This is a genomic window from Bacteroides sp. BFG-606, assembly GCF_024788145.1.
Taxonomy (GTDB): Bacteria; Bacteroidota; Bacteroidia; order Bacteroidales; family Bacteroidaceae; genus Bacteroides; species Bacteroides vicugnae.
This window is the reverse complement of record NZ_JANUIL010000001.1, coordinates 1,739,327-1,764,735: the sequence shown is the minus strand read 5'-3', so window position 1 is coordinate 1,764,735 and position 25,409 is coordinate 1,739,327. Positions and strand designations below refer to the sequence as shown.

Annotated in this window: 18 protein-coding genes and 2 pseudogenes; 13 read left to right on the top strand and 7 right to left on the bottom strand. The window is 44.0% G+C overall.

Features of this window, described 5'->3' with window-relative positions; all coding sequences use genetic code 11:
* Positions 1 to 43: 43 nt before the first annotated feature.
* From NXV01_RS06320 to dut, 5 genes are read right to left on the bottom strand one after another with little or no spacing between them, the layout of a single operon-like run.
* Positions 44 to 4,060: a two-component regulator propeller domain-containing protein gene (locus tag NXV01_RS06320; protein ID WP_148364143.1), complete on the bottom strand. Its 4,017-nt coding sequence runs from the start codon at positions 4,058 to 4,060 to the stop codon at positions 44 to 46.
* A 24-nt stretch (positions 4,061 to 4,084) separates the two neighbouring features.
* Positions 4,085 to 5,386, bottom strand: coding sequence for a murein hydrolase activator EnvC (locus NXV01_RS06315; protein ID WP_148364144.1), 1,302 nt, complete (start codon positions 5,384 to 5,386; stop codon positions 4,085 to 4,087).
* Complete coding sequence (locus NXV01_RS06310; protein WP_148364145.1) at positions 5,383 to 5,958, bottom strand: DUF4292 domain-containing protein; 576 nt, start codon at positions 5,956 to 5,958, stop codon at positions 5,383 to 5,385. Before NXV01_RS06310 ends, NXV01_RS06315 begins: the two co-directional genes overlap by 4 nt.
* Positions 5,955 to 7,727, bottom strand: coding sequence for a tetratricopeptide repeat protein (locus NXV01_RS06305; protein WP_148364146.1), 1,773 nt, complete (start codon positions 7,725 to 7,727; stop codon positions 5,955 to 5,957). Before NXV01_RS06305 ends, NXV01_RS06310 begins: the two co-directional genes overlap by 4 nt.
* 24 nt (positions 7,728 to 7,751) lie before the next feature.
* Positions 7,752 to 8,183 (bottom strand): dUTP diphosphatase, encoded by a 432-nt coding sequence (gene dut / locus NXV01_RS06300; protein WP_004307331.1) that lies wholly within the window; start codon positions 8,181 to 8,183, stop codon positions 7,752 to 7,754.
* A 126-nt stretch (positions 8,184 to 8,309) separates the two neighbouring features.
* Here dut and NXV01_RS06295 point away from each other — a divergent pair, with 126 nt between their 5' ends.
* On the top strand, positions 8,310 to 9,656 hold the full coding sequence (locus tag NXV01_RS06295; protein ID WP_148364147.1) for a deoxyguanosinetriphosphate triphosphohydrolase: 1,347 nt from the start codon (positions 8,310 to 8,312) through the stop codon (positions 9,654 to 9,656).
* Here the strand turns inward: NXV01_RS06295 and NXV01_RS06290 are convergent.
* Together NXV01_RS06290 and NXV01_RS06285 are read right to left on the bottom strand one after the other, a co-directional pair.
* Positions 9,628 to 10,644 carry a GNAT family N-acetyltransferase gene (locus NXV01_RS06290; protein WP_259021966.1) on the bottom strand — a complete coding sequence of 339 codons (1,017 nt, stop codon included), beginning with the start codon at positions 10,642 to 10,644 and terminating at the stop codon, positions 9,628 to 9,630. The genes NXV01_RS06295 and NXV01_RS06290 overlap by 29 nt on opposite strands.
* A 26-nt stretch (positions 10,645 to 10,670) precedes the next feature.
* Positions 10,671 to 11,490 (bottom strand): annotated as a pseudogene (locus NXV01_RS06285) (1-acyl-sn-glycerol-3-phosphate acyltransferase).
* 258 nt (positions 11,491 to 11,748) lie between these two features.
* On the opposite strand from NXV01_RS06285, the gene NXV01_RS06280 reads away from it, so the two are divergent.
* The 12 genes and pseudogenes from NXV01_RS06280 (at position 11,749) to murC (ending at position 25,359) form a co-directional block, all read left to right on the top strand.
* Positions 11,749 to 12,252 carry an RNA polymerase sigma factor gene (locus NXV01_RS06280; protein WP_004298201.1) on the top strand — a complete coding sequence of 168 codons (504 nt, stop codon included), beginning with the start codon at positions 11,749 to 11,751 and terminating at the stop codon, positions 12,250 to 12,252.
* 464 nt (positions 12,253 to 12,716) lie between these two features.
* Positions 12,717 to 13,187: a division/cell wall cluster transcriptional repressor MraZ gene (gene mraZ / locus NXV01_RS06275; RefSeq protein ID WP_259023437.1), complete on the top strand. Its 471-nt coding sequence runs from the start codon at positions 12,717 to 12,719 to the stop codon at positions 13,185 to 13,187.
* Positions 13,174 to 14,088, top strand: coding sequence for a 16S rRNA (cytosine(1402)-N(4))-methyltransferase RsmH (rsmH, locus tag NXV01_RS06270; RefSeq protein ID WP_259023436.1), 915 nt, complete (start codon positions 13,174 to 13,176; stop codon positions 14,086 to 14,088). Before mraZ ends, rsmH begins: the two co-directional genes overlap by 14 nt.
* Positions 14,089 to 14,094: 6 nt before the next feature.
* Positions 14,095 to 14,451, top strand: coding sequence for an FtsL-like putative cell division protein (locus NXV01_RS06265; RefSeq protein ID WP_148364150.1), 357 nt, complete (start codon positions 14,095 to 14,097; stop codon positions 14,449 to 14,451).
* Positions 14,452 to 14,521: 70 nt separating this feature from the next.
* A complete protein-coding gene (locus NXV01_RS06260; protein WP_259023435.1) occupies positions 14,522 to 16,648 on the top strand; it encodes a penicillin-binding transpeptidase domain-containing protein in 2,127 nt (708 codons plus the stop codon).
* 29 nt (positions 16,649 to 16,677) lie between these two features.
* Complete coding sequence (locus NXV01_RS06255) at positions 16,678 to 18,126, top strand: UDP-N-acetylmuramoyl-L-alanyl-D-glutamate--2,6-diaminopimelate ligase (RefSeq protein ID WP_148364257.1); 1,449 nt, start codon at positions 16,678 to 16,680, stop codon at positions 18,124 to 18,126.
* Positions 18,127 to 18,216: 90 nt separating this feature from the next.
* Positions 18,217 to 19,485, top strand: a complete 1,269-nt coding sequence (locus tag NXV01_RS06250; RefSeq protein WP_148364151.1) for a phospho-N-acetylmuramoyl-pentapeptide-transferase — start codon at positions 18,217 to 18,219, stop codon at positions 19,483 to 19,485.
* A gap of 182 nt (positions 19,486 to 19,667) precedes the next feature.
* Positions 19,668 to 21,003 (top strand): annotated as a pseudogene (gene murD, locus NXV01_RS06245) (UDP-N-acetylmuramoyl-L-alanine--D-glutamate ligase).
* 36 nt (positions 21,004 to 21,039) lie between these two features.
* The gene (locus NXV01_RS06240) at positions 21,040 to 22,368 is read left to right on the top strand and encodes an FtsW/RodA/SpoVE family cell cycle protein (protein WP_259021964.1); all 1,329 of its coding nucleotides are present in this window, start codon (positions 21,040 to 21,042) and stop codon (positions 22,366 to 22,368) included.
* A gap of 35 nt (positions 22,369 to 22,403) precedes the next feature.
* On the top strand, positions 22,404 to 23,534 hold the full coding sequence (murG, locus tag NXV01_RS06235; RefSeq protein WP_259023434.1) for an undecaprenyldiphospho-muramoylpentapeptide beta-N-acetylglucosaminyltransferase: 1,131 nt from the start codon (positions 22,404 to 22,406) through the stop codon (positions 23,532 to 23,534).
* A gap of 31 nt (positions 23,535 to 23,565) precedes the next feature.
* Complete coding sequence (locus NXV01_RS06230) at positions 23,566 to 23,952, top strand: GxxExxY protein (RefSeq protein WP_195648902.1); 387 nt, start codon at positions 23,566 to 23,568, stop codon at positions 23,950 to 23,952.
* 30 nt (positions 23,953 to 23,982) lie between these two features.
* Positions 23,983 to 25,359, top strand: a complete 1,377-nt coding sequence (gene murC, locus NXV01_RS06225) for a UDP-N-acetylmuramate--L-alanine ligase (RefSeq protein WP_148364153.1) — start codon at positions 23,983 to 23,985, stop codon at positions 25,357 to 25,359.
* The last annotated feature ends 50 nt before the right edge of the window (positions 25,360 to 25,409 follow it).

The window sequence follows — 25,409 nt, the reverse complement described above, 5'->3', positions numbered from 1 at the left end:
ATATTTCCCGGCAGGAGTCTTTTTATATGCTTTATGCAATCTATCACTCCTCACCTGAAACCGGAGGCTGACCATTATATTCTTTAGGTAATACGCCATATTGCGCTTTAAAACATTTCGCAAAATAAGAAGAAGAAGTAAATCCCACCTGTGCTGCCACTTCAGAAATCCGGGTACCGCTCATAATCAGTTCAGCAGCTCTATTCATACGAAGTGTCTTCAAATAATCATTAGGTGACATTCCGGACAAAGCCTTGATCTTCCGATAGAAATTGGAACGGCTCATATTCATCTGTTCAGACAAGGTATCTATCGAAAAGTTCTCATCTGCCAGCTGTTCGGCTATCACCCCTTGTATCTTCGCAATGAATTCACAGTCTTTCTGCGACATCGCAAAGTCCGTTGTCGAAACAGCCACCGTATCCCCAGCCAGGCTCACCATCAATTTATGGAAAGACTGCCTCAACTTCAGCAAATTCTCGATCTGCATATGAAGTTGTTTGATAGAAAATGGTTTCTCCACATATACATCTGCTCCACATGTAAGTCCTTCGACTTTAGACTCCAAAGTGGTTTTTGCCGTCAATAAAATGACCGGAATATGGGAATAAGAGATTTCAGACTTCACTTTGCAACAAAGTTCCAGACCATCCATCTCCGGCATCATAACGTCGCTTACTATGACATCTACATTTTCCTGTGCAAGCACTTCAAGTGCTTCACGACCATTGGAAGCCCTCAACACACGGAACCATTCTGCCAACGACTCGCGAGTCAGATTCAATAAATCAACATTATCCTCAACCAGCAGAACCGTAAACTTCTTCCCTGAATACTCCGAAGATACAGCATCAGAAACATCCACATGTTCCGGATGCATTTCTACAATATCAGCCGTTTTCTCCGTCTCCCACTCTTTGACCGGAAGAGACAATATAAATGAAGAACCGCCTCCAACATTATCTTCCAAGTACAAATCTCCCTGGTGAGCCTCCGCCAAAGACTTTGCAAAAGCCAATCCGATACCGGTACCTACAGCCGTAGCCACCTTATCATCAGGCAGTTGATAGAAAGCTTCAAATATCTTTTGTTTCTGTTCATCCGGTATTCCGGGACCATCATCATTCACCTGTATCTCATATCCTTTATCAGTGACAACTAGTTTCAATTCAATATGCGCATGAGCATATTTGATGGCATTTCCCATCAGGTTAACAAGAATCTTACTTAATTTCTCCCGATCCACCGTAGACACCAGCTCTTGTTCTGGAACAGTCAATTGTAAATCAATTCCCTTTAATTCAGCAGGGCTTGTAAATTGGTTATAAACATCACTGACAAGTTCCTTAATATCACTCTTCTTCAAATTCAAATGCAGCGTGCCACTCTCCATTTTCTGGAAGTCAAGCAATTCATTAGTAATTCCCAACAGATAATTTACATTCTTATCTATCACAGACAGATACTTGAGATCTTTCCCTTCACGCTCTTTCTCCAACAGTTTTTCCAAGGGAAGACGTATCAAACTAAGCGGAGTACGTATCTCATGCACCAAATTGATGAAGAAGCTAATCTTCGACTTATAAACTTCCTGTTCCTTGGCAGTCTGATATTTTTCCATCCGCCGTTTATATTTGCGTTTAACGCGGAGATTCCATCGCCAGGCCATCCAGCCGATCCATCCCAATAACATGAGAACATAAACAACATAAGCCAAAGTACTACGCCACCAAGGAGGAGTAATCACCACCTTTAAAGTAGTAGTCTTCTCATTCCACTGACGGTCATTATTAGAACCTCTGACTTCGAACAGATACTCACCGGGAGGCAAATTGGTATAAGAAGCCACATTATTCTCGGTATTCATAATCCATTCCTTATCCACTCCCCGAAGTATATAAGAATATCGGTTCTTTGCCGGATCTTCAAAACTAAGAGCGACAAATCGGATGGAGAAACTGTTGTTCTCATAAGATAAAGTCACCTTATCGGCCATATAAAGCGGTTTATCCAACTGAAGCAGTTTCTTTACTTCCAGTTCATCAGTCTGATAAGGCAACCGGATGTCGGTCACATAAACCGGAGGAATGTATTTGTTATCCACAAACTGTTCGGGCTGAAATACATTAAAGCCATTTATTCCACCAAAATACAATTTTCCTTCGGATGATTTCAATGAAGATCGAGCCATAAACTGATTTCCCTGCAAACCATCATTAATCGTAAATTGTCGGAAATGATCTTTAGTGAGAGGATTAATCTTGAAAATTCCGGCATTACTGGATATCCAGAAATCACCTCCCTGATCTTGTTCAATCGCATAAATAACCTTATTAGGTAATAAGGTATTATGCGGATCAAATTCAATGAATGTTTTCGTTTTAGGATCAAAGGAACACAACCCTCCTCCATTAGTACCAAACCACATGGTTCCTTTCGCATCTTCAAACAGAGTGATGACCGAATTGCTGGTAATTGTGGTCGAGTCTTCCCGTTCATGCTGATAATGCTTCCAATGGGCATTCATCGTGTTGTAAGAAAACACACCACTATTGGAAGTCGCAATCCAAAGATGATTGTACATATCCTCATATATATCGACAACAGAAACCATTGAACCGACACTTGTGATAGTCATAAAGTTATCTTTCGCAGAGTCATAACAGCATAATCCCCAACTCGTCCCTACATAGATATCTCCTTTCCGTCCTTTATAGATACATAACACATCATTGCTACAAATTGTATTCGGGATTCCACGAGAGTGAGTATAAGCCTTCACTGCTCCTGTGCGCAAATTAACAACCCGTATTCCTCCGGCATAAGTCCCGATCCATAGGTAGTCGCCGTCCAACATTAAAGAACGAATATCATATTTCTGACTTTTAGCTCCTCCAATAGCATAGGGAGAAAGCTCTTGGGTAGCAGCATTAAAGAAATACAAACCGCTTTGAGTTCCAATCCAGATATTCCCATCTTTACTCTCACAGAAAGGAGCAACCACCTCCCCTGCTCCCGGCACCCCGGACAAATAGGCAGGCGAATAATAATCAAAGCGTTTAGTTTGCTTGGACATATAGTTGATTCCTCCCAGATTGGTCAACACCCAAAGAGCTCCTTCAGCATCCCACATCATTCCATTGATGGTCTGATCGCTCAAACTTCTCGGATCCGCCGGATTATCCGCCCGCTGGAATGTGTTTGTATTCTGATTGAACAGATAAAGCCCGTTATCAGTCCCTACCAACAACTCTTTGTCCGTATACTTCAACAAGCAATGAACAGCTCCGAAATTAAACGCCGAACCACTGTAGTTATCTATAGCTTCGGTTCGTTCATCCAAGCGACTCAGCAGATTGCTTCCTGCACCAATCCAGATTTCTCCATCGATATTCTGAATGCAGTTCACCTTATAACTATCGGAGGCATTTGTTTCCAATGAGATTTCGTATGCCCGGAGAAACTTGCCATTCTCGTCAAAACACAACAATCCTTCCTGTAGAGAAGAGATATACACCCTCTTTTGATCGGCACTCTGACAAAGGTCCCACACAAAAGAAGTCTGGACACTATTTTGAGTCAACACCTCTGTTTTCGGATCATAAATAAAAAATCCCTGTCCCAAAGTCGCAATCCAGATAAGACCATTTTCCGTCTTTATAATCTTTTTAATCTCACTACTGATATATACACCATACTGCGTAGTTTTATCAAAATAAGAAAAACGATCGGTATCGCGGTCATAAATATAAAGTCCGGAGTTCGTTCCGACCCAGATAGTCTTGTCCACTTCTATCAAGGCTTCTACGAAATTATTTTCTAATGAAAATTTATCGTTGAGAACATTCCGGTACACTTTATTGCCTCGTCCGTCATAACGGTTCAATCCGTCACTGGTACCCAGCCAGATAAAGCCATAACTGTCTTGAAGGGCACACCACACGGTATTATGAGACAACCCATCCTCCACCTGGTATTTCTTGAATGAAAAATAAGGAGACGCAGATAATGTTCCGGCCCAGAAGACCAGCAAGCATATTAGTATTTTAGTTAACTTCATTCTCTGTGTGTGTTTTTAATTCAATTATCGATTCAGCCAAGGTTCAGGGTTCAGCTTTTCTTTCTCCCTGCGCAACTGGAAATGCAATACCGTCCGCCCATTATCCGTAGCGTCGGAAAAGACCTGGCCGATAGACTGCTTCGTCTTCACCGTATCACCAGCCTTAACGGAGGCAGAAGAAAGATTGCAATAAACAGAAATATAATCACCATGACGAATGAGAACGTTAAATAATCCGTTCAATTGGAATACAGCCGCCACCTTTCCATCAAAAATGGCACGTGCCTGTGCACCCGGTCTTCCCTGAATATCAATACCCTTGTTATCCAGTTTCACGTTGCGTAAGCCCTCTACAGCATATTGCCCGTAACGGCTGGTAATGATATAAGCTCCGGATATAGGCATTGGCAGTTTTCCGCGATTAGCAGCAAAGTTACCCGATAATTCCCGATCCGCCTTGCTCATGGTATAAGCATCAAGAGGTTTCGATTTCGCAGCCGCTTCCGTTGCAGTGGATTTCCCCTCCTTACTTTCCTCTTTCTTACGTGCAGCGGCTTCACGACGGGCTTCTTCCTGTGCACGCTTACGGGCACGTTCTATTTCTTCCGCAATTAATTTATCAATACGGGCATTCAGTTGATTGGCTTCCCTGCGTTTTTTATTAATCTCATTCTGCAATCCTTTCTGTTTCTTTTGCAGATTAGTCACCAACGTACGCTTCTCCTTTTCCTGTTCCTCCAGCTTGACCTTTTCGCTCTCGCGTTCCTGCAGCAGGCTCTCCTTGGCAGCTTTCACCTGTTGCCGTTCCGCTTTCTTCTTGCGTATCTGTTCTTGTTTCTTCAGGATTTCCTCCCCTTGCAGACGTTGATAAGTAGCATATTCACGGACATAGCGCATACGGCGGTAAGTCTGTCCCAAGTTCTTTGCCGAAAAAATAAACATCAGCTTCTCCTCTATCGACTTATTCTTATACAAGTACTGGACAGAAGCTTCATATTTCTTCTTTTTATCTTTCAAATCCTTCTCCAACCCTCTCAACTGACGTTCCAATGACGCCAGTTCACGCTGGATAGCTTCCACATCATTGTTTATAGCCATGATATAGCGTTTCCGTTCTTCAATCTGCCCCGTCAACACAGCCAAGCTGTTCAACTGGCTTCCCACATCTTTCTTTGTATTCTTCAATATAGATTCCGATTCGGCAATCTGTTTTTGCAGCGTGCCGCGTTTACTTTCCAGCTCACGAATCAACTTGTTCGATTGAGCGAAAAGAGGAACTGCCAACCAAAGGCAACTGATTAGAATAACAAAGAAACGTTTCATCATAATAAAGCTACCAGCATTTTTACTAATTCTTCCAAAGGAATTTGGTTATACTTAGACGTCAGTTCCGTCGGAGTCATTGAAAACTCCTGTGTCGAAAACTCATAAAGTTGAACTTTAGCCTTTTCCAATGAGGGGATTCCTATATCCTTTCCTGTCAGTTCTGTCTTTCCGCCAGGAAGAGAAGCATCCATCAATATCTTTTCCAAACGGGAGAATTCCACGTTCTTTGATAACACATTCTTCAATTCAGCCTTTGTTGCACGAACGAAGCGTTTATTCATCCGGTCTACAAGCAGCACTTCGTCGGGAGTTACTTCTATACGTGCCACTTCCGTACGGAGAATAGGCATCAATAAGGAGATTTGTACCCGCTCATGAGTTTTCATTTTTAGGGTTCCCCCTACAGACATACTCCCCTTCTTACCGGGAATGGTCAATTGAAGCTTGGAAGCCAAATAACTGGAGGTCTGCGTCTTTGTCGAAGTCTTAGTTTCCGAGGTCGCTAAATGCTTCGAACTCTTACAGCCTGCCAACACTACCACCACCAACAATAGATAAACTATTCTTTTCATTCCGCAATATATTTCTTCTTTTCTATTTTCTGTTTCAACATCTTCGACTCGCTACCCATTTCCAGTGCCTTCTTCCAGTATTTCAACGCACCTTCCACATCACCGGTCATAAAATAAATATCTCCGCAATGCTCCACAATCACATCACTTTTCTCACCGTCGTTCTTCATCGCATTATCAATGTAGATACGGGCTTCGGCATAGTTTCCCTTTTCGAAAAGAATCCAGGCATAAGTGTCGAGATAGGTCGAATTATTAGGTTCAGCTTTCACCGTTTTGTAACTCATCTCCTCCGCTTTGTCCAAATCACGACGTTCCACAGACAGATAATAAGCATAATTATTTAATGCGCCAATATTGGAAGGATTATATACCAAAGCCGAATCGTAAGCAGCATAAGCCTCCGCCATCTGTTTCTTGGTATGATAAATATCCCCCATGATAGAATAAAAATCTGAAACAACTTCTTTCCTCGTATCAGGAGCTATATGTTCCAATGCTCTATTACAAACACTCAATACACTATCTCCCTGTTCTGCCTGATGATAAGCGATAGCCAGATAATAATAAAGCTCCAACGCATCCGGAGTGGCTTCAATGCCCGGTTCGCAGACCTTGATAATTTGCTTGTAATCTTCCTTCTTCACCGCCGCACTGACCAGCATCAAACGAGCAGCCTTATTAGTAGGATCCAGATCAACCACCTGCTCCAATACCGGCACAGCTTCCTGTTCCATATTCTTCGACAACAGGTATTGAGAATAAAGCATCGGTATCTGCGGATCATCCATATCCTGCTTCATCATCCGGTCAAACAACTCAATCACCTGAGTGCTATCTTTAGCGGATGACTGTTCATTTTCCGCAATCACCTGTCTCATGACACTGATTTTAGTATCAGAAGTCACCTTTTTGTTCAATAACAACGTATCCAGTTGCTGTTGATACAATTCTTTCTGACCGGTCTGTTCATAATAAGAAGCCATCGAGAAAAGAGCCATCGGATTATCAGGTTCTACAGCCAGAACTTTCTGGTATACATCATAAGCTTCCTGCTTTTTCCCATTCTGAAGATATACATCTCCCAGGATCACCTGATAACGCATATCCATCGGATATTCCTGTACCAGACTTTCTATTTCCTGAAATGCCTTCTTATCATCTTTCATCTGAAGATAAATCCGGAATTTCTCCATAGACAGCTGCTCATTCTTACCCAGACGTTTCTCTAAACGGTTCAATGTGGAAATGACATCATTATACTTCTCCTGGCGACTGTAAATATCAAGAAGGCTGAACAAAGGGTCCTGTTTCGACGGGAAACGGGTGACCATCTTCTCAAGCAAAGCCGCAGCCTTATCCAATTCATTTTGTTGCTGATACAGACTGACCAATCCCTGACTATACCAATAGTTATCAGGCGCAAAAGCCACTGCCTGCTCCAGAGCAGCCTGACCTTGCGGCACCTGGCGAAGGAACATATAATATTGCGATATTTCATAAAGCGCAGAAGAAGCAGTGGGGTTGATATCCAGACAATGCTGTAGCAATCCAAATGCCGCATCATACTCATTCTTTCCTTTCATCCGCATGGCTTCCAAGAAGAAGTAGTCATATTTACGCTGTTGTTCAGCAGAAAGCCATGTTTCCTTCATCAAAGAAGCTCCATCTGCTTTCGCTGTTGTTTTTGCTGTACGCACAGACCGGATTCCCCCACACGAAGTGAGCATCAATACCGTCACGAACAGCCATCCTATTTTTATCTTCATTCTATTTTCTCCATTAAGCATTCATCATACTCCGGTATGTCCGAAACCACCGGCTCCCCGTTCTGTTTCATCCAGCACCTCTACTTCCTGCCATGCAGGCTGTTCGTGCTTCGCTATCACCATCTGCGCGATACGTTCACCGTCTTCAATCACAAACGTTTCAGAGGAGAGATTGACTAAAATGATACAAACTTCCCCACGATAATCCGCATCAATCGTACCCGGAGAATTGAGCACCGTAATCCCTTTCTTGATTGCCAGTCCGCTACGTGGACGAACCTGTGCCTCAAATCCCTTCGGCAAGGCGATATACAGTCCTGTCGGCACCAGACAACGTTGCAACGGTTCCAGTGTGATAGGTTCAGAAAGATTAGCACGGATATCCATTCCTGCGGACAATTCAGTGGCATAAGCCGGAAGCGGATGCTTCGATTTATTGATAACTTGAATATTCATAAATGCATGTTTACTATTTAACGGGCGAAAATACACATTTTGAACTGAAAAATAGTTAAGTTTGCAGTTAAATAATGTACCGTTCCCTAAATTGTAAATAGTAAATATAGTCAAATCGTAAATAAAATGATGAATTGGAACCAATTAATATCAGCGAAACGTTTCGGAATGGAAGAATTCCATGAGGAACGACAGGAAAACCGATCCGAATTCCAACGGGACTATGACCGTCTTATTTTTTCGGCTCCTTTCCGCAGATTACAGAACAAAACGCAAGTATTCCCTCTACCGGGCAGCGTTTTTGTACACAACCGCCTTACGCACAGTCTCGAAGTCGCCAGCGTCGGTCGTTCACTCGGGGACGATGTTGCCAAAGCACTTCTGGAACGTCATCCGGAACTTCAGGATTCTTTCCTGCCGGAGATCGGCTCTATCGTTTCAGCCGCTTGCCTGGCACACGATTTGGGCAACCCGCCTTTCGGTCATTCAGGCGAAAAGGCCATTTCCACTTTTTTCTCTGAAGGGAAAGGAGTTCGTCTGAAAGAGAAACAGCCCGACGGAGAGCAACTTTCTCCGATGGAATGGGAAGATTTGACACATTTTGAAGGAAATGCGAATGCCTTCCGGATACTTACACATCAGTTCGAGGGACGTCGCAAAGGCGGATTCGTTCTAACATATACCACCTTGGCTTCTATTGTAAAATACCCCTTTTCATCGAGCCTTGCAGGAACAAAATCCAAGTTTGGCTTTTTCGTCAGCGAAGAAGAAAGCTTCCACAAAATTGCAACAGAATTAGGACTGATATTGCTCAACGAACATCCTTTGAAGTATGCACGCCACCCGTTAGTTTATTTGGTTGAAGCAGCAGACGACATTTGCTATCAGATGATGGATATTGAGGATGCATATAAACTGAAGATTCTCACCACAGAAGAAACCAAGGAGCTATTAATGGCCTATTTCAGCGAAGAACGACAGGAACATCTCCGGAAAACATTCCTGATCGTCAACGATGTCAACGAGCAAATCGCCTACCTGCGTTCTTCCGTCATCGGTTTATTAATCCGGGAGTGTACCCGTGTCTTTTTAGATCATGAACAAGAAATACTGTCCGGCACGTTCGAAGGATCACTAATCAAGCGCATAGCCGAGCGTCCGGCAGCAGCCTATAAACACAGCGTCGAAGTATCTATCAACAAAATCTACCGTTCACGGGATGTACTGGACATCGAGCTGGCGGGGTTCCGCATCATCAGCACCTTACTAGAATTGATGATAGATGCCGTAACTTCACCCGAAAAGGCTTATTCCAAACTCCTGATCGACCGGGTTTCCAGCCAATACAATATAAAATCGCCCGTACTCTATGAAAGAATACAGGCGGTACTTGACTATATATCTGGAATGACCGATGTCTTTGCTCTTGATCTTTATCGTAAAATTAACGGGAACAGTCTGCCTGCGGTGTAACCACTTTAGGAGTAAACACTTCTTCCCCTCCACAAGAAGACAATCTCAACGCATCCGGATAGCTTTCAATAAACGTCTGGATGTGTCGAATCCGTTTATCCTCGAGAATTTCGTCTACAGCAATCAGAATACCGGTTTCTTCCACATCGCCGAATTCATAATTGATAGCTGTTCCGAACATACGCATCGTAGGGCTTAGGCTCATATATGCATTTACCAACGGAGGTATATTATACCCCAGTTTACGGATTTCACAATTCAATATTTTATAGTCTTCCTTGAAAGAATGCTTGCAGAAGAGAGATTTCAGCTCTGCCTCGGAAGTTTCAAGTTTCAGAGGCTCGATCGGGGTGACAAGTTTCTCTTTGTCATAAAAATGCTTCTTAAGGAAATGAAGAATCATATCACGCCCACGACGATGATAGCTCGGATACATGGTCACTTTACCAAAGAAATATTTCACATTCGGCATAACCACGGTCAACGCTCCCAATCCATCCCACAAGTTATCTAAGGCAAACAAACCTTTGCTTCCGGCACGGGTAGACTGATATTCAAGCGTAACGAACGAACGCCCCAATTCAATTGTCTGCGGCAAGTATTCTTTAATAAAAGCATCAGAAAAATGAAACATATGGGAAGTAGCCAGAATCGGAGCACCTTTTTCATCAAAACGCACGTCCGTACCTAGCAAATACCGGTAACCACCCAGAATTTCTTCCGCTTCCGGATTCCATACAATCAACTGCTTATAGGGGTGTTCCATCGTGTCGTATTCATCGATATCCATTGACAGACCTGTACCTCCACCAGCAGCACGGAAAGCTATCTCACGCAAACGACCAATCTCTCTCATTACATTAGGAGCATTCTGATGAGTAATAATATAAATCTGATTATTACTCTTATTCGTCATTCGTAAGCGCCTGTCTTCCGTCAATTCTGCTTTTAGCAGTTCTTTGCTTACCGGTTTAATAATCTCTTCCATATTCCTTGTTATAGTTGTTCTATCAGTTACAGTTTATAAACAATATCCTTTACGTATTCAGCCCACTGCGCAGGAGTTTTCGATTTATCAAAAGTCTGCCAGGGTATGGGCTTTCCAAAAGTGACAGTAAAAGTTTTGTGGCGATTCTTAAACATTTCATCCGCAAGATACAACATAGCAATGTTAAACTTAATGCCCAGTGCCTTGCAAACATTTGCCAGATTGTAAAAGAAGTCAGAATTCCTACCCCCAAAATGCACGGGTATTACATCACGTTTTGTTTGTATGCTCTTTACTACAAATGTCTTTTTTCCATTCCACGTCACGAATGACTCCATTGTGACGGCGCGAACACAGTCCGGCAGGAAACATAATCAACTGATCGTCGGAATGGAATCCGGCTTCCACCATCTTCGGGAAATCCTTTGCTTGCTTGCCGGTTTTATTAATAGGTATGCAAAGGGGAGCCAGCCCGCGTAGATTCATCAACAAATCATTCACCAGGTATTTCACTTTCCCATCATAATGTTTTCCTAACACATAACCAAGCGCAACACCATCCTGTCCGCCCAGCGGATGATTGGAAACAAAAGTGTACAGACCATCCTTAGGCAAATTCTCAATGCCTTTTACATCCACTTTCGCATCCAGAAAATCCATACACGCTTCCAGAAAGTCCACTCCCAGTTTATCCTTCGACTCATTCAGGAATACATTAATTTCATCCTGATGAATAATTTTCTTCAAGTAAGAAATCACGAACTTAGGGACGTACTTATAACGCTTCGGAGCCTTTGTCCGAAGTATCTTATCGACATCGATCAAAAATAAAGAGTCATCAGTCATTCTTTTCAAATAAAAATGATGGCACAAAATTAACGGTTCTTTTTTATTAATCGCAATAATTTGGTAGAAAATGCAGGATTTAAGTTCAGAAGATAAAAAAACACCACCCAAAAACTATCAAAAATGACCTAAAAACTATCCGCGGATAGTTTTCGGGTAAAAAACGTCTGTTTTTCCCCTACCGGGTTTCAGAAATTCATGTAAACTTGCAACATCGAAAATAACAAACGAATATTCACCTTTAAAAAGCAACACATTATGAAAAGTTTAAGCTTCAGAAAAGATTTAGTAGGAGTACAAGATGAATTACTACGCTTCGCTTATAAACTGACAACTGACCGTGAAGAAGCAAACGATTTGTTGCAGGAGACATCATTAAAAGCATTAGATAATGAAGATAAATATACCCCTGATACAAATTTCAAAGGATGGATGTATACCATCATGCGCAATATATTCATAAACAACTACCGCAAGGTAGTCCGCGACCAGACATTCATCGACCAGACTGACAATCTTTATCATCTGAATTTGCCACAGGACGGAAGTTCTGAAAATACAGAAAGAGCATACGACCTGAAAGAGATGCACCGTGTAGTCAACAAACTCCCCAAAGAATACAGGGTCCCGTTCGCGATGCACGTTTCAGGATTCAAATACCGTGAAATTGCGGAAAAATTGAACCTGCCGTTGGGTACAGTGAAAAGCCGTATTTTCTTCACGCGCCAGAAATTACAGGAAGAATTGAAAGACTTCCGCTAAACCTTAACTATATAAAACTCAGTGATTTTGAGTCACATATTTCTTTAATACAGATTTTTAGTTTTGATAATGATTAAAAGGCAGAAATACTCCGGTATATTCTGCCTTTTCTTTTATTGCAAAGATTAGTTGTCCGACACCCGGGTGTCAGACACACCGGCACCCGGATGTCAGGCATGCCGAGACCCGGGTGTTGGGAGTACCGAGACCCGGGTGTCAGTCTATTTATTATTGCATAGAAATAAAACTCTTTTCTCTATATTATCAAATTTTACCTATACAGACATTTTTTTCGTTCTGCGGGCACAAGCTCCCCACCAGTAAAGCATTCTCGAAGGCACATCATTTTCAAGCAAATAGACATTTAACATTCTGTTGAAAACTTCTCTGAAAGTTTTTTATGGAAAGTTGTGGGGAATTGTGGGGAATTTCATACTTTTACGGTCGCTTATTATAATAAGGTAATGATACGTTTTTTAGGAAATATTGAAGCCAGGGCGGACGCCAAAGGAAGGGTGTTCATACCCGCCACCTTCAGGAAGCAATTACAAGCCGCTTCTGAAGAGAGGCTTATTATGCGTAAAGACGTATTTCAGGACTGTTTAACCCTGTACCCCGAGAGCGTGTGGAACGAGGAGTTGAACGAGCTACGTAGTAGACTTAACAAATGGAATAGCAAACACCAACTTATTTTCAGGCAATTCGTGAGCGACGTTGAAATAGTGACACCTGATAGCAATGGGCGCATATTAATTCCGAAACGGTATTTACAGATTTGCAGTATCTATGGGGATATCCGCTTTATCGGCATCGACAACAAGATAGAGATCTGGGCGAAAGAACGGGCAGAACAGCCTTTCATGTCACCCGAAGAGTTCGGTGCAGCATTAGAAGAAATTATGAACGATGATAATAGACAAGATGGAGAAAGATGAATTGACATATCACGTACCTGTATTGCTGAAAGAAAGCGTTGACGGTATGAATATCCAACCGGATGGAACGTATGTAGACGTCACATTCGGAGGAGCGGGACATTCGCGCGAGATCCTTTCACGGCTCGGAGAAGGCGGACGTCTGCTGGGTTTCGACCAGGACGAGGACGCTGAACGGAACATTGTCAACGATACTCATTTCATCTTCGTGCGCAGTAACTTCCGCTATCTGCACAACTTCCTGCGTTATCACGACATCGAGCAGGTAGATGCGATCCTGGCCGACCTCGGCGTATCTTCCCATCATTTCGACGATAGCGAGCGTGGCTTCTCCTTCCGTTTTGACGGGGCACTGGATATGCGCATGAACAAGCGTGCCGGAATGACAGCAGCAGATATCGTGAATACTTATGATGAAGAACGCCTTGCAAACATCCTCTACCTGTATGGAGAACTAAAAAATAGCCGCAAACTGGCTTCTGTCATCGTTAAAGCCAGAAGCGGACAGTATATCCGGACCATCGGTGAATTTTTGGAAATCATCAAACCGCTTTTCGGTCGTGAACGCGAAAAGAAAGAGTTGGCAAAAGTGTTCCAGGCACTGCGAATTGAAGTAAATCAAGAGATGGAAGCATTGAAGGAGATGTTGCAGGCTGCTACGGAGGCATTAAGGCCGGGCGGCAGACTGGTAGTTATCACCTATCATTCGTTGGAAGACCGTATGGTGAAAAACATCATGAAGACAGGCAATGTAGAAGGAAAAGCGGAAACCGACTTCTTCGGCAATCTGCAAACACCTTTCCGCCTTGTCAACAATAAGGTAATCGTTCCTGACGAAGCAGAAATAGAACGAAACCCGCGGTCGAGAAGTGCCAAATTACGAATTGCAGAAAAGAAGTAAAAAGATATGGAAGAAGAAGTAGTAAATAAGAAAGCAGAAGAGGGCAAGAAGAAAAAACGTACCTCACTGAAGAGTATTCTGGGTGGAGACATTCTGGCTACCGATTTTTTCCGCCGTCAAACGAAGTTGCTGGTACTTATCATGGTATTTATCATCTTCTATATTCATAATCGCTATGCCAGTCAACAACAGCAGATCGAAATAGACCGGCTGAAAAAAGAATTGACAGATATTAAATATGACGCGCTGACACGCAGTTCGGAGCTAATGGAAAAGAGCCGCCAGTCGCGCATTGAAGATTATATATCAAGTAAGGAAAGCGATTTGCAGACATCGACGAATCCTCCCTACCTTATTAAATAAGTGAGAGTGGATAGTTGATAAATGATAGTTAAAAAAGAAAGGCGCTGTGGCAGTTAATAAAAAGAACATAATGACCCGTTACTTCTTCGTCATCCTGTTGATGGCGTTGATAGGAGTAGCTATTGTTGTAAAAGCAGGCATCACCATGTTTGCCGAACGACAATACTGGCAGGATGTGGCTGATCGTTTCGTAAAAGAAAATGTGACGGTGAAACCCAATCGTGGAAACATTATTTCTTCTGACGGTAAACTAATGGCCAGTTCTCTGCCCGAATACAGAATATATATGGACTTTATGTCTGGTGAAAAAGATGAAAAACGCAGGCAGAAAGATCAGGCACGACGTGATTCTATCCTCAACGCGAACATGGATTCTATCTGTATCGGACTTCACAAGATATTCCCGGACAAGAGCGTGGCACAATTCAAGGCACATCTCAAAAAAGGACGCCAGGCAAAAAGCCGCAATTATCTGATTTATCCGAAACGTATCTCCTATATACAATATAAAGAGGTAAAGAGACTACCTGTGTTCTGTTTGAACCGGTATAAAGGCGGATTCAAAGAACAGGCTTACAATCAGCGTAAGAAACCGTTCGGTTCACTGGCTGCCCGTACATTGGGAGACGTGTATGCAGACACAGCCAAAGGAGCGAGAAATGGTATCGAGCTTGCTTTCGACACCATCCTGAAAGGACGGGACGGATTGACACACCGCCAGAAAGTGATGAACAAATACCTGAACATTGTCGATGTGCCGCCGGTTGACGGTTGCGATCTGATTAGTACTATCGACGTAGGTATGCAGGATATTTGCGAGAAAGCGTTGGTGGATAAACTAAAAGAGTTGAATGCCAGTGTGGGTGTGGTGGTATTGATGGAAGTAGCTACCGGAGAGGTGAAAGCCATCGTCAACATGATGCAAGGCAAAGATGGTGAATACTACGAAATGCGCAACAATGCCATCAGCGATATGCTTGAGCCGGGGTCTACTTTCAAAACTGCCTCTATCATGGTAGCTCTTGAAGACGGAAAGATCACTCCGGACTATGTGGTAGACACCGGTAACGGACAGATGCCGATGTACGGACGTGTCATGAAAGACCACAACTGGCATCGCGGAGGATACGGAAAACTGACTGTCACAGAAATCCTGGGAGTGTCGTCCAACGTCGGTACCTCTTATATAATAGACCATTTCTACGGCAGCAACCCGCAGAAATTTGTAGACGGATTGAAACGGATGAGCATCGACCAACCGTTACACCTGCAAATTTCGGGAGAAGGAAAACCGAATATACGCGGTCCGAAAGAACGTTATTTTGCAAAGACAACTTTGCCGTGGATGAGTATCGGCTACGAGACACAGGTTCCGCCGATCAATATTCTCACATTCTATAATGGGATAGCCAACAATGGAGTCACCGTACGTCCGAAGTTTGTCAGAGCTGCCGTGAAAGATGGGGAAGTCGTGAAAGAATATCCGACAGAGGTGATCAATCCCAAGATTTGTTCGGATAAGACTTTGGCACAGATCCGTGAGATTCTCCGGAAAGTGGTCGGTGAAGGACTTGCCAAACCTGCGGGAAGCAAGCAGTTCCACGTTTCAGGAAAAACAGGAACGGCGCAGATCTCACAGGGAGCAGCCGGATACAAAACGGGAAGAACGAATTATCTGGTTAGTTTTTGCGGATATTTCCCGTCAGAAGCGCCTAAATATAGCATGATTGTCTCTATCCAGAAACCAGGATTACCGGCTTCGGGAGGTTTGATGGCAGGTAGTGTGTTCAGCAAGATTGCAGAAAGGGTGTATGCCAAAGACCTGCGGTTACCGCTGACCAATGCGATTGATACTAATTCCGTAGTCATTCCGAATGTAAAAGCCGGAGAGATGCGCGAAGCGCAACGGGTATTGGAAGAGCTGCAGATTAATGTACAAGGCAAAATTGCTGATTCGGGCAAAGAAGTTTGGGGAAATACCCATTCTGCCCCACAAGCTGTGGTTCTTGAAAGCCGGAGCAATATGCAGAATTTTGTACCCAGTGTGATAGGTATGGGAGCGAAAGACGCTGTGTACTTGTTGGAAAGCAAAGGATTGAAAGTCAACCTGGTCGGCGTGGGCAAAGTAAAAAGCCAGTCGATAGCCAACGGAACGATTGTAAAGAAAGGACAGACGGTGACGCTTACGCTTCATTAAAAATTAAAGATTAAAAATTGAATAAAGTGATGTTATTAAATGAGTTACTGAAAGCAATCCAACCGGTAGAGATAGCCGGAGATTCAAACATAGAAATCACCGGTGTCAACATCGACTCCCGTCTAGTGGAAGCCGGACAGCTATTCATGGCAATGCGTGGCACACAAGCCGACGGCCATGCTTATATACCTGCTGCCATTGCAAAAGGAGCGATCGCCATCCTCTGCGAGGATATGCCGGAAAAGCCCGTAGCGGGGATCACCTATATACAAGTAAAAGACAGCGAAGATGCGGTAGGAAAGATTGCCACTACCTTTTACGGAGACCCGACTTCCAAGTTGGAACTGGTCGGTGTTACCGGAACGAACGGAAAAACAACAATCGCTACCTTATTATATAATACATTCCGTTATTTCGGATATAAGGTAGGATTGATTTCTACCGTTTGCAATTATATCGATGATGAACCGATTCCGACAGAACATACTACTCCAGATCCAATCACGTTGAACTGTCTGTTGGGACGGATGGCAGATGAAGGATGCAAATATGTTTTCATGGAAGTCAGCTCCCACTCGATTGCACAGAAACGTATCAGTGGATTAAAGTTTGCAGGAGGGATCTTTACCAATCTGACCCGCGACCATCTCGACTATCATAAAACAGTAGAGAATTATCTGAAAGCGAAGAAAAAGTTCTTTGACGATCTGCCGAAAAATGCATTCAGCCTGACCAATCTGGACGATAAAAACGGACTGGTAATGACGCAGAACACACGTTCGAAGGTCTATACTTATTCATTGAGAAGTCTTAGCGACTTTAAAGGACGGGTATTGGAGTCTCATTTTGAAGGGATGCTGCTCGACTTCAACAATCATGAACTGGCAGTTCAGTTTATCGGAAAGTTCAATGCTTCCAATTTGTTGGCGGTATTCGGGGCGGCAGTTCTGTTAGGTAAGAAAGAGGAAGAGGTGCTTGTAGCTCTTAGCACACTTCATCCGGTAGCCGGACGCTTCGATGCGGTCCGCTCACCGCAGGGAATTACGGCGATTGTTGATTATGCACATACCCCGGATGCTCTCATTAATGTACTGAACGCTATTCATGGAGTGCTTGAAGGAAAAGGAAAAGTGATTACTGTGGTAGGCGCCGGCGGCAACCGCGACAAGGGCAAACGCCCCATCATGGCAAAGGAAGCTGCCAAAGCGAGTGACCGCGTCATCATCACTTCCGACAATCCGCGCTTTGAAGAGCCACAAGACATCATCAATGATATGCTTGCCGGACTGGATGCGGAAGATATGAAGAAAACACTAAGCATTGCCGACCGTAAAGAAGCAATTCGCACGGCTTGCATGCTGGCAGAGAAAGGAGATGTAATTCTCGTTGCCGGAAAAGGACATGAGAATTACCAGGAGATAAAAGGAGTGAAACATCATTTTGATGACAAAGAAGTACTCAAAGAAATTTTTAAATAATGAATAGACTGTGCTAATATGCCGACCGGCTTCGTTATCTATCCGACAGCAACCGGCATAACAACACATCAATAAATTGGCAAATTATTTATGTTATACTATCTATTTGAATGGCTACATAAGCTCAATTTTCCAGGAGCGGGAATGTTCGGATATACCTCATTCCGTGCTTTGATGGCAGTTATCCTCGCGTTACTGATTTCAAGTATCTGGGGAGACAAGTTCATCAACCTACTCAAAAGGAAACAAATCACAGAAACGCAACGTGATGCTAAAACCGACCCGTTCGGAGTCAACAAAGTAGGCGTCCCGAGCATGGGTGGTGTTATCATCATTGTAGCCATCCTGATACCCTGTTTACTGTTAGGTAAACTGCATAATATATATATGATACTGATGCTGATCACCACCATATGGTTGGGATCACTCGGATTCGCAGACGACTATATCAAAATCTTCAAAAGAGACAAGGAAGGTTTGCATGGCAAGTTCAAAATCATCGGTCAGGTTGGTTTAGGCTTAATTGTCGGAATGACTTTATACCTTAGTCCGGACGTAGTGATCCGCGAAAATATCGAAGTTCATAATCCGGGACAGGAGATGGAAGTAATACACGGAACGAATGACCTGAAATCTACCCAGACAACGATTCCTTTTTTCAAGAGCAACAACCTTGATTATGCCGATCTGGTATCTTTCATGGGAGAACATGCGCAAACAGCCGGATGGATATTGTTCGTCATTGTCACCATCATTGTAGTTACCGCCGTATCAAACGGCGCCAACCTGAATGACGGTATGGACGGAATGGCAGCCGGGAACTCGGCAATTATCGGTGCAACGCTGGGGGTACTGGCGTATGTATCATCGCACATCGAATTTGCAGGCTACCTGAACATCATGTATATTCCGGGTTCGGAAGAACTGGTAATCTATATCTGCGCCTTCATCGGTGCACTGATCGGTTTCCTATGGTACAATGCCTATCCGGCACAAGTATTTATGGGAGACACAGGCAGTCTTACTATCGGTGGTATTATCGCAGTGTTTGCCATCATCATCCACAAAGAGTTGCTGATACCGATTCTTTGCGGTGTATTCCTGGTAGAAAACCTGTCGGTCATCCTGCAACGGGCTTATTATAAGGCAGGAAAACGAAAAGGTGTGAAACAACGATTGTTCAAGCGCACACCGATTCACGATCACTTCCGCACTTCGATGAACCTGATTGAACCGGGATGCACGGTGAAATTCACCAAACCCGACCAACTGTTTCATGAATCAAAGATTACCGTCCGTTTCTGGATTGTAACGATTGTATTGGCAGCAATAACAATTATAACGCTTAAAATAAGATAAAATGAAAACACAGATTACACGGATTAACGCGGTTTTAACTGCATAATCCCCTTAAAACCGTGAAATCCGCGTAATCCGTGCCTAATTAAAGATATAGAGAGTATTAACCCGATTATTAACTTTTAAAGATGTGCACAGCTAATAGGATCAATCAATTAGAAAATAAGGGCACATTATTGTAGATGAAAAGAATAGTAATTTTAGGAGCTGGCGAAAGCGGCGCAGGTGCAGCCGTACTCGCTAAAGTCAAAGGATTTGAGACGTTTGTTTCGGACATGTCCGCCATCAAGGACAAGTATAAGGAACTTCTCGACAGCCATCAGATTGCCTGGGAAGAAGGACACCATACCGAAGAACTCATTCTGAATGCCGACGAGGTGATCAAAAGCCCCGGTATCCCGAATGACGCCCCGATCATCCTGAAACTGAAAGCTCAAGGCACACCGGTGATCTCCGAGATAGAGTTTGCCGGACGCTATACTGATGCCAAAATGATCTGTATTACAGGTTCTAACGGAAAGACAACAACAACTTCCTTGATCTACCATATTTTCAAAAGCGCAGGTCTGAACGTAGGTTTGGCAGGCAACATCGGCAAAAGCCTTGCTTTGCAGGTAGCCGAAGATTACCACGATTACTATATTATCGAACTTAGCTCTTTCCAGTTGGATAATATGTATAACTTCCGTGCGAACATCGCCGTATTGATGAACATCACTCCGGACCATCTTGACCGCTACGACCATTGTATGCAGAATTACATCGACGCCAAATTTCGCATCACCCAGAACCAAACACCGGACGATGCTTTCATCTTCTGGAACGATGACCCTATCATCAGACAAGAACTGGCGAAACATGGTCTGAAAGCCCACCTGTATCCCTTTTGCCGCTGTAAAAGAGGATGGAGCGATTGCATACGTAGAAGATCACGAAGTGAAAATCACCGAACCGATTGCCTTCAACATGGAGCAGGAGGAACTGGCCCTGACAGGACAACACAACCTGTACAACTCTTTAGCCGCCGGTATCTCGGCAAACCTTGCCGGCATCGCCAAAGAAAACATCCGGAAAGCCCTCTCCGACTTCAAGGGAGTGGAACATCGGTTGGAAAAGGTGGCACGTGTGCGCGGAATTGATTTTATTAACGACTCTAAAGCCACGAATGTCAACTCCTGCTGGTATGCCCTGCAAAGCATGACTACCAAAACGGTATTGATTCTCGGTGGTAAAGATAAAGGAAACGACTATACTGAAATTGAAGACCTGGTACGCGAAAAGTGTTCAGCACTGGTATATCTGGGACTTCATAACGAAAAGCTCCACGAGTTCTTCGACCGTTTCGGCCTGCCGGTAGCCGATGTGCAAACCGGCATGAAAGATGCCGTAGAAGCAGCCTATAAACTGGCAAAGAAAGGTGAAACGGTATTATTAAGTCCTTGCTGTGCTTCTTTCGACCTCTTCAAGAGTTACGAAGACCGTGGCGATCAATTTAAAGAATGTGTCCGTGCCCTTTAATTCTCAATTTTTAATTCTCAATTCTCAATTTAAGAAGTGGATTTATTAAAGAACATATTCAAAGGTGACAAGGTAATCTGGATTATCTTCCTCTGTCTCTGCCTCATCTCGATCATCGAGGTGTTTTCGGCAGCGTCGACGCTGACTTACAAAAGCGGCGACCATTGGGGACCGATTACGCAACACTCCATCATTCTGATGGTAGGAGCTGTGGTAGTCGTATTTCTGCATAATGTTCCCTACAAATGGTTCCAGGTATTTCCGGTCTTTCTATATCCGGTATCTCTGGTTCTACTGGCATTTGTCACGCTGATGGGTATCATCACAGGCGACCGTGTCAACGGAGCAGCCCGCTGGATGACCTTTATGGGATTGCAATTCCAGCCATCGGAATTGGCAAAGATGGCGGTAATCATTGCCGTCTCATTCATCCTGTCCAAAAAACAGGACGAATACGGGGCCAATCCGAAAGCCTTTAAATATATCATGATTCTTACCGGACTGGTATTTCTGCTCATCGCACCGGAAAACCTTTCAACAGCAATGCTGCTGTTCGGAGTGGTATGCATGATGATGTTCATCGGGCGGGTATCTTCCAAGAAGCTGTTCGGAATGTTGGGAATATTGGGACTTATAGGTGGGGTTGCGGTAGGTGTACTGATGGCTATTCCCGCCAAAACACTGCATAGCACTCCGGGACTTCACCGCTTCGAGACGTGGCAGAATCGTGTTTCCGGTTTCTTTGAGAAGGAAGAAGTGCCGGCAGCCAAATTTGATATTGACAAAGACGCACAGATTGCACATGCGCGAATCGCCATTGCTACCAGCCATGTAGTAGGCAAAGGTCCGGGAAACTCGATACAGCGTGACTTCCTTAGCCAGGCATTCTCCGATTTTATCTTCGCGATTGTGATTGAAGAAATGGGATTGGTAGGAGGAATATTTGTGGTGTTCCTCTATTTATGGTTGCTGATGCGAGCCGGACGAATCGCCCAGAAGTGCGAGCGAACCTTCCCCGCCTTTCTCGTTATGGGTATTGCGCTGTTGTTGGTATCACAGGCAATACTGAATATGATGGTTGCCGTCGGGTTATTCCCCGTCACAGGACAGCCTCTGCCTCTGGTCAGCAAAGGAGGTACAAGTACGCTAATCAACTGCGCTTATATCGGAATGATATTAAGCGTAAGCCGATATACCGCTTATCTGGAAGAACAAAAAGCGCACGATGCACAGATCCAACTGCAAATAGAGGCGGATGCCGCAGCCAATTCCGAAGCACAGGCTGCAGCCGAACCGACAGCGCAGATTCTGAACAGCGACGCTGAATTTGAAGATGAGCATGATAGCAGAAACAACGAACGGTAAATGTTGAGAAAGAACGAACAGAAGAAAACAGTATGATGGAAAAAGAACTTAGAATTATCATCAGCGGTGGAGGAACAGGAGGACATATCTTTCCTGCCGTCTCTATCGCAAACGCTATAATAGAGCTACGCCCCGACGCAGAGATTCTCTTTGTAGGCGCTGAAGGACGTATGGAAATGCAACGGGTTCCCGATGCAGGCTACCGGATTATCGGACTTCCGATAGCCGGATTCGACCGCAAACATTTATGGAAAAATGTATCCGTATTGATTAAACTGATGCGCAGCCAATGGAAGGCGCGCAAAGTAATCAAAAACTTCCGTCCGCAAGTGGCGGTAGGTGTAGGCGGATATGCAAGCGGGCCGACACTAAAGACTGCCGGCATGATGGGAGTCCCCACATTAATCCAAGAGCAAAACTCATATGCCGGAGTTACCAATAAACTGCTGGCACAGAAAGCTCGTAAGATTTGTGTCGCTTATGAGGGAATGGAAAAGTTTTTCCCCGCCGACAAGATTATCATGACGGGCAATCCCGTCCGCCAAAACCTGACAAAGGATATGCCGCCAAAAGAAGAAGCGTTACGTTCCTTCCACTTACAGTCCGGCAAAAAGACAATACTGATTGTAGGTGGCAGCTTGGGTGCACGCACCATCAACAATACGCTGACAGCCGGTCTGGCAATTATCAAAGAAAACACGGACGTGCAATTCATCTGGCAAACGGGCAAATACTATTACCCGCAAGTGACAGAAGCCGTAAAAGCGGCAGGAGCACTTCCGAATTTATATGTAACGGATTTCATCAAAGATATGGCAGCCGCTTATGCCGCTGCCGATCTGGTCATTTCCCGTGCGGGAGCAGGTTCCATTTCTGAATTCTGCCTGCTGCACAAACCTGTTATCTTAGTGCCCTCGCCCAACGTGGCGGAAGATCACCAAACGAAGAACGCCTTGGCGTTGGTGAACAAGCAGGCAGCTATCTACGTCAAAGACAGTGAAGCGGCAACCACTTTGATGGACGTAGCCCTGTCCACTGTCAACGACGAGCAGAAATTGAAAGAACTAACAGAGAATATCGCCAAACTGGCTTTACCCGATTCAGCGAGAATCATCGCACAAGAGGTCATTAAGCTGGCGGAAGCAAAAAACAATAATAACAATTAGGCACGGATTACGCGGATTACACGGTTTAAGAATGATACACGAGAAATTGACAAAAGAGATTATAAGTGCTTTTTATGAAGTACACAGCACATTAGGATTCGGATTCCTAGAGCAGGTCTACCAAAATGCACTTTATAAGGAACTCTTAAAAAGAGGACTCTTCTGCCAAACTCAAAAAGAGATGAAAGTATATTATAAAGGTGAAATTGTAGGAAGGTATATTGCAGATATGATAGTAAATAATGAAATCATTCTTGAATTAAAAGCAGTAACAACTCTTCGTCCAGAACATGAATGGCAATTAGTAAATTATCTAAAAGCAACAGGAATAGAAGTTGGATTACTACTAAATTTTGGTGTAACAGCAGAGATTAAACGTAAAATATTGACACATCATGAAACCGTGAAATCCGTGTAATCCGTGCCTAAAATAAAAAAATAAAAAGAAATGAATATAGAAACGATAAAATCAGTCTATTTCGTAGGTGCCGGCGGCATCGGTATGAGTGCACTTGTACGCTACTTCCTTTTCAAAGGAAAGGTAGTGGCCGGATATGACCGTACTCCTACTCCATTGACTGAAACGCTGATTGCCGAAGGCGCACAAATACATTATGAAGAAAACGTCGACCTGATTCCCGAAGCCTGCAAAGACAAGGAAAGTACGTTAGTCATATACACTCCGGCCGTTCCGCAGGAACACGAAGAACTCGTTTATTTCCGTAACAACGGATTCGAAATACAGAAACGCGCCCAAGTATTGGGAACAATTACCCACTCGAGCAAAGGTCTGTGTGTGGCAGGCACTCACGGGAAAACAACCACATCGACTATGACAGCCCATCTGTTTCACCAGTCACATGTGGAATGTACCGCTTTTCTCGGAGGAATCTCGAAAAATTACAGCACCAACCTGCTGCTCTCTCAAGCAAGCCCTTACACAGTGATTGAAGCGGATGAATTCGACCGTTCTTTCCACTGGCTGTCGCCTTATATGTCGGTAATCACGTCTACCGACCCCGATCATCTGGACATCTACGGAACAGAGCAAGCCTACCTGGAAAGTTTCGAACATTACACCACGTTAATCCAACCGGGTGGCGCACTGATTATCCGCAAAGGCATCTCCCTGCAACCCAAAGTGCAGCCGGGCGTTCGTGTCTACACTTACTCACGTGACGAAGGCGACTTCCATGCAGAAAACATCCGCATCGGAAACGGAGAGATATTCATCGACTTTGTTGCTCCGGACACCCGTATCAACGACATCCAACTGGGAATTCCGGTAAGTATCAACATAGAAAATGGCGTAGCCGCCATGGCATTGGCACACCTCAACGGGGTGACCGATGAAGAGATAAAAAGAGGTATGGCAAGTTTCCGCGGAGTAGACCGCCGGTTCGACTTCAAACTCAAGAACGACCGGATTGTCTTTCTAAGTGACTACGCACACCATCCCTCTGAAATCAAACAGAGCGTGCTGTCTATGCGCGAACTTTACAAGGACAAGAAGATCACAGCCATCTTCCAGCCTCATCTCTATACCCGTACCCGCGACTTCTATCAGGACTTTGCCGATAGCCTGTCGCTACTCGACGAAGTGATTCTGGTAGACATCTACCCGGCACGTGAAGCACCAATCCCGGGCGTCACCAGCAAACTGATTTATGATAATCTCCGTCCGGGTATCGAAAAAAGTATGTGCAAAAAAGAAGAGATACTGAACATTCTGAAAGATAAAAACATTGAAGTATTAATAACTTTAGGAGCCGGAGACATCGACAACTATGTCCCCGAAATAAAGGAACTATTAGAAAAAAGATAAATAAATGAATAATCATCCGGCAGCCTGTCCGAAACAGTGCAAGCATTTTA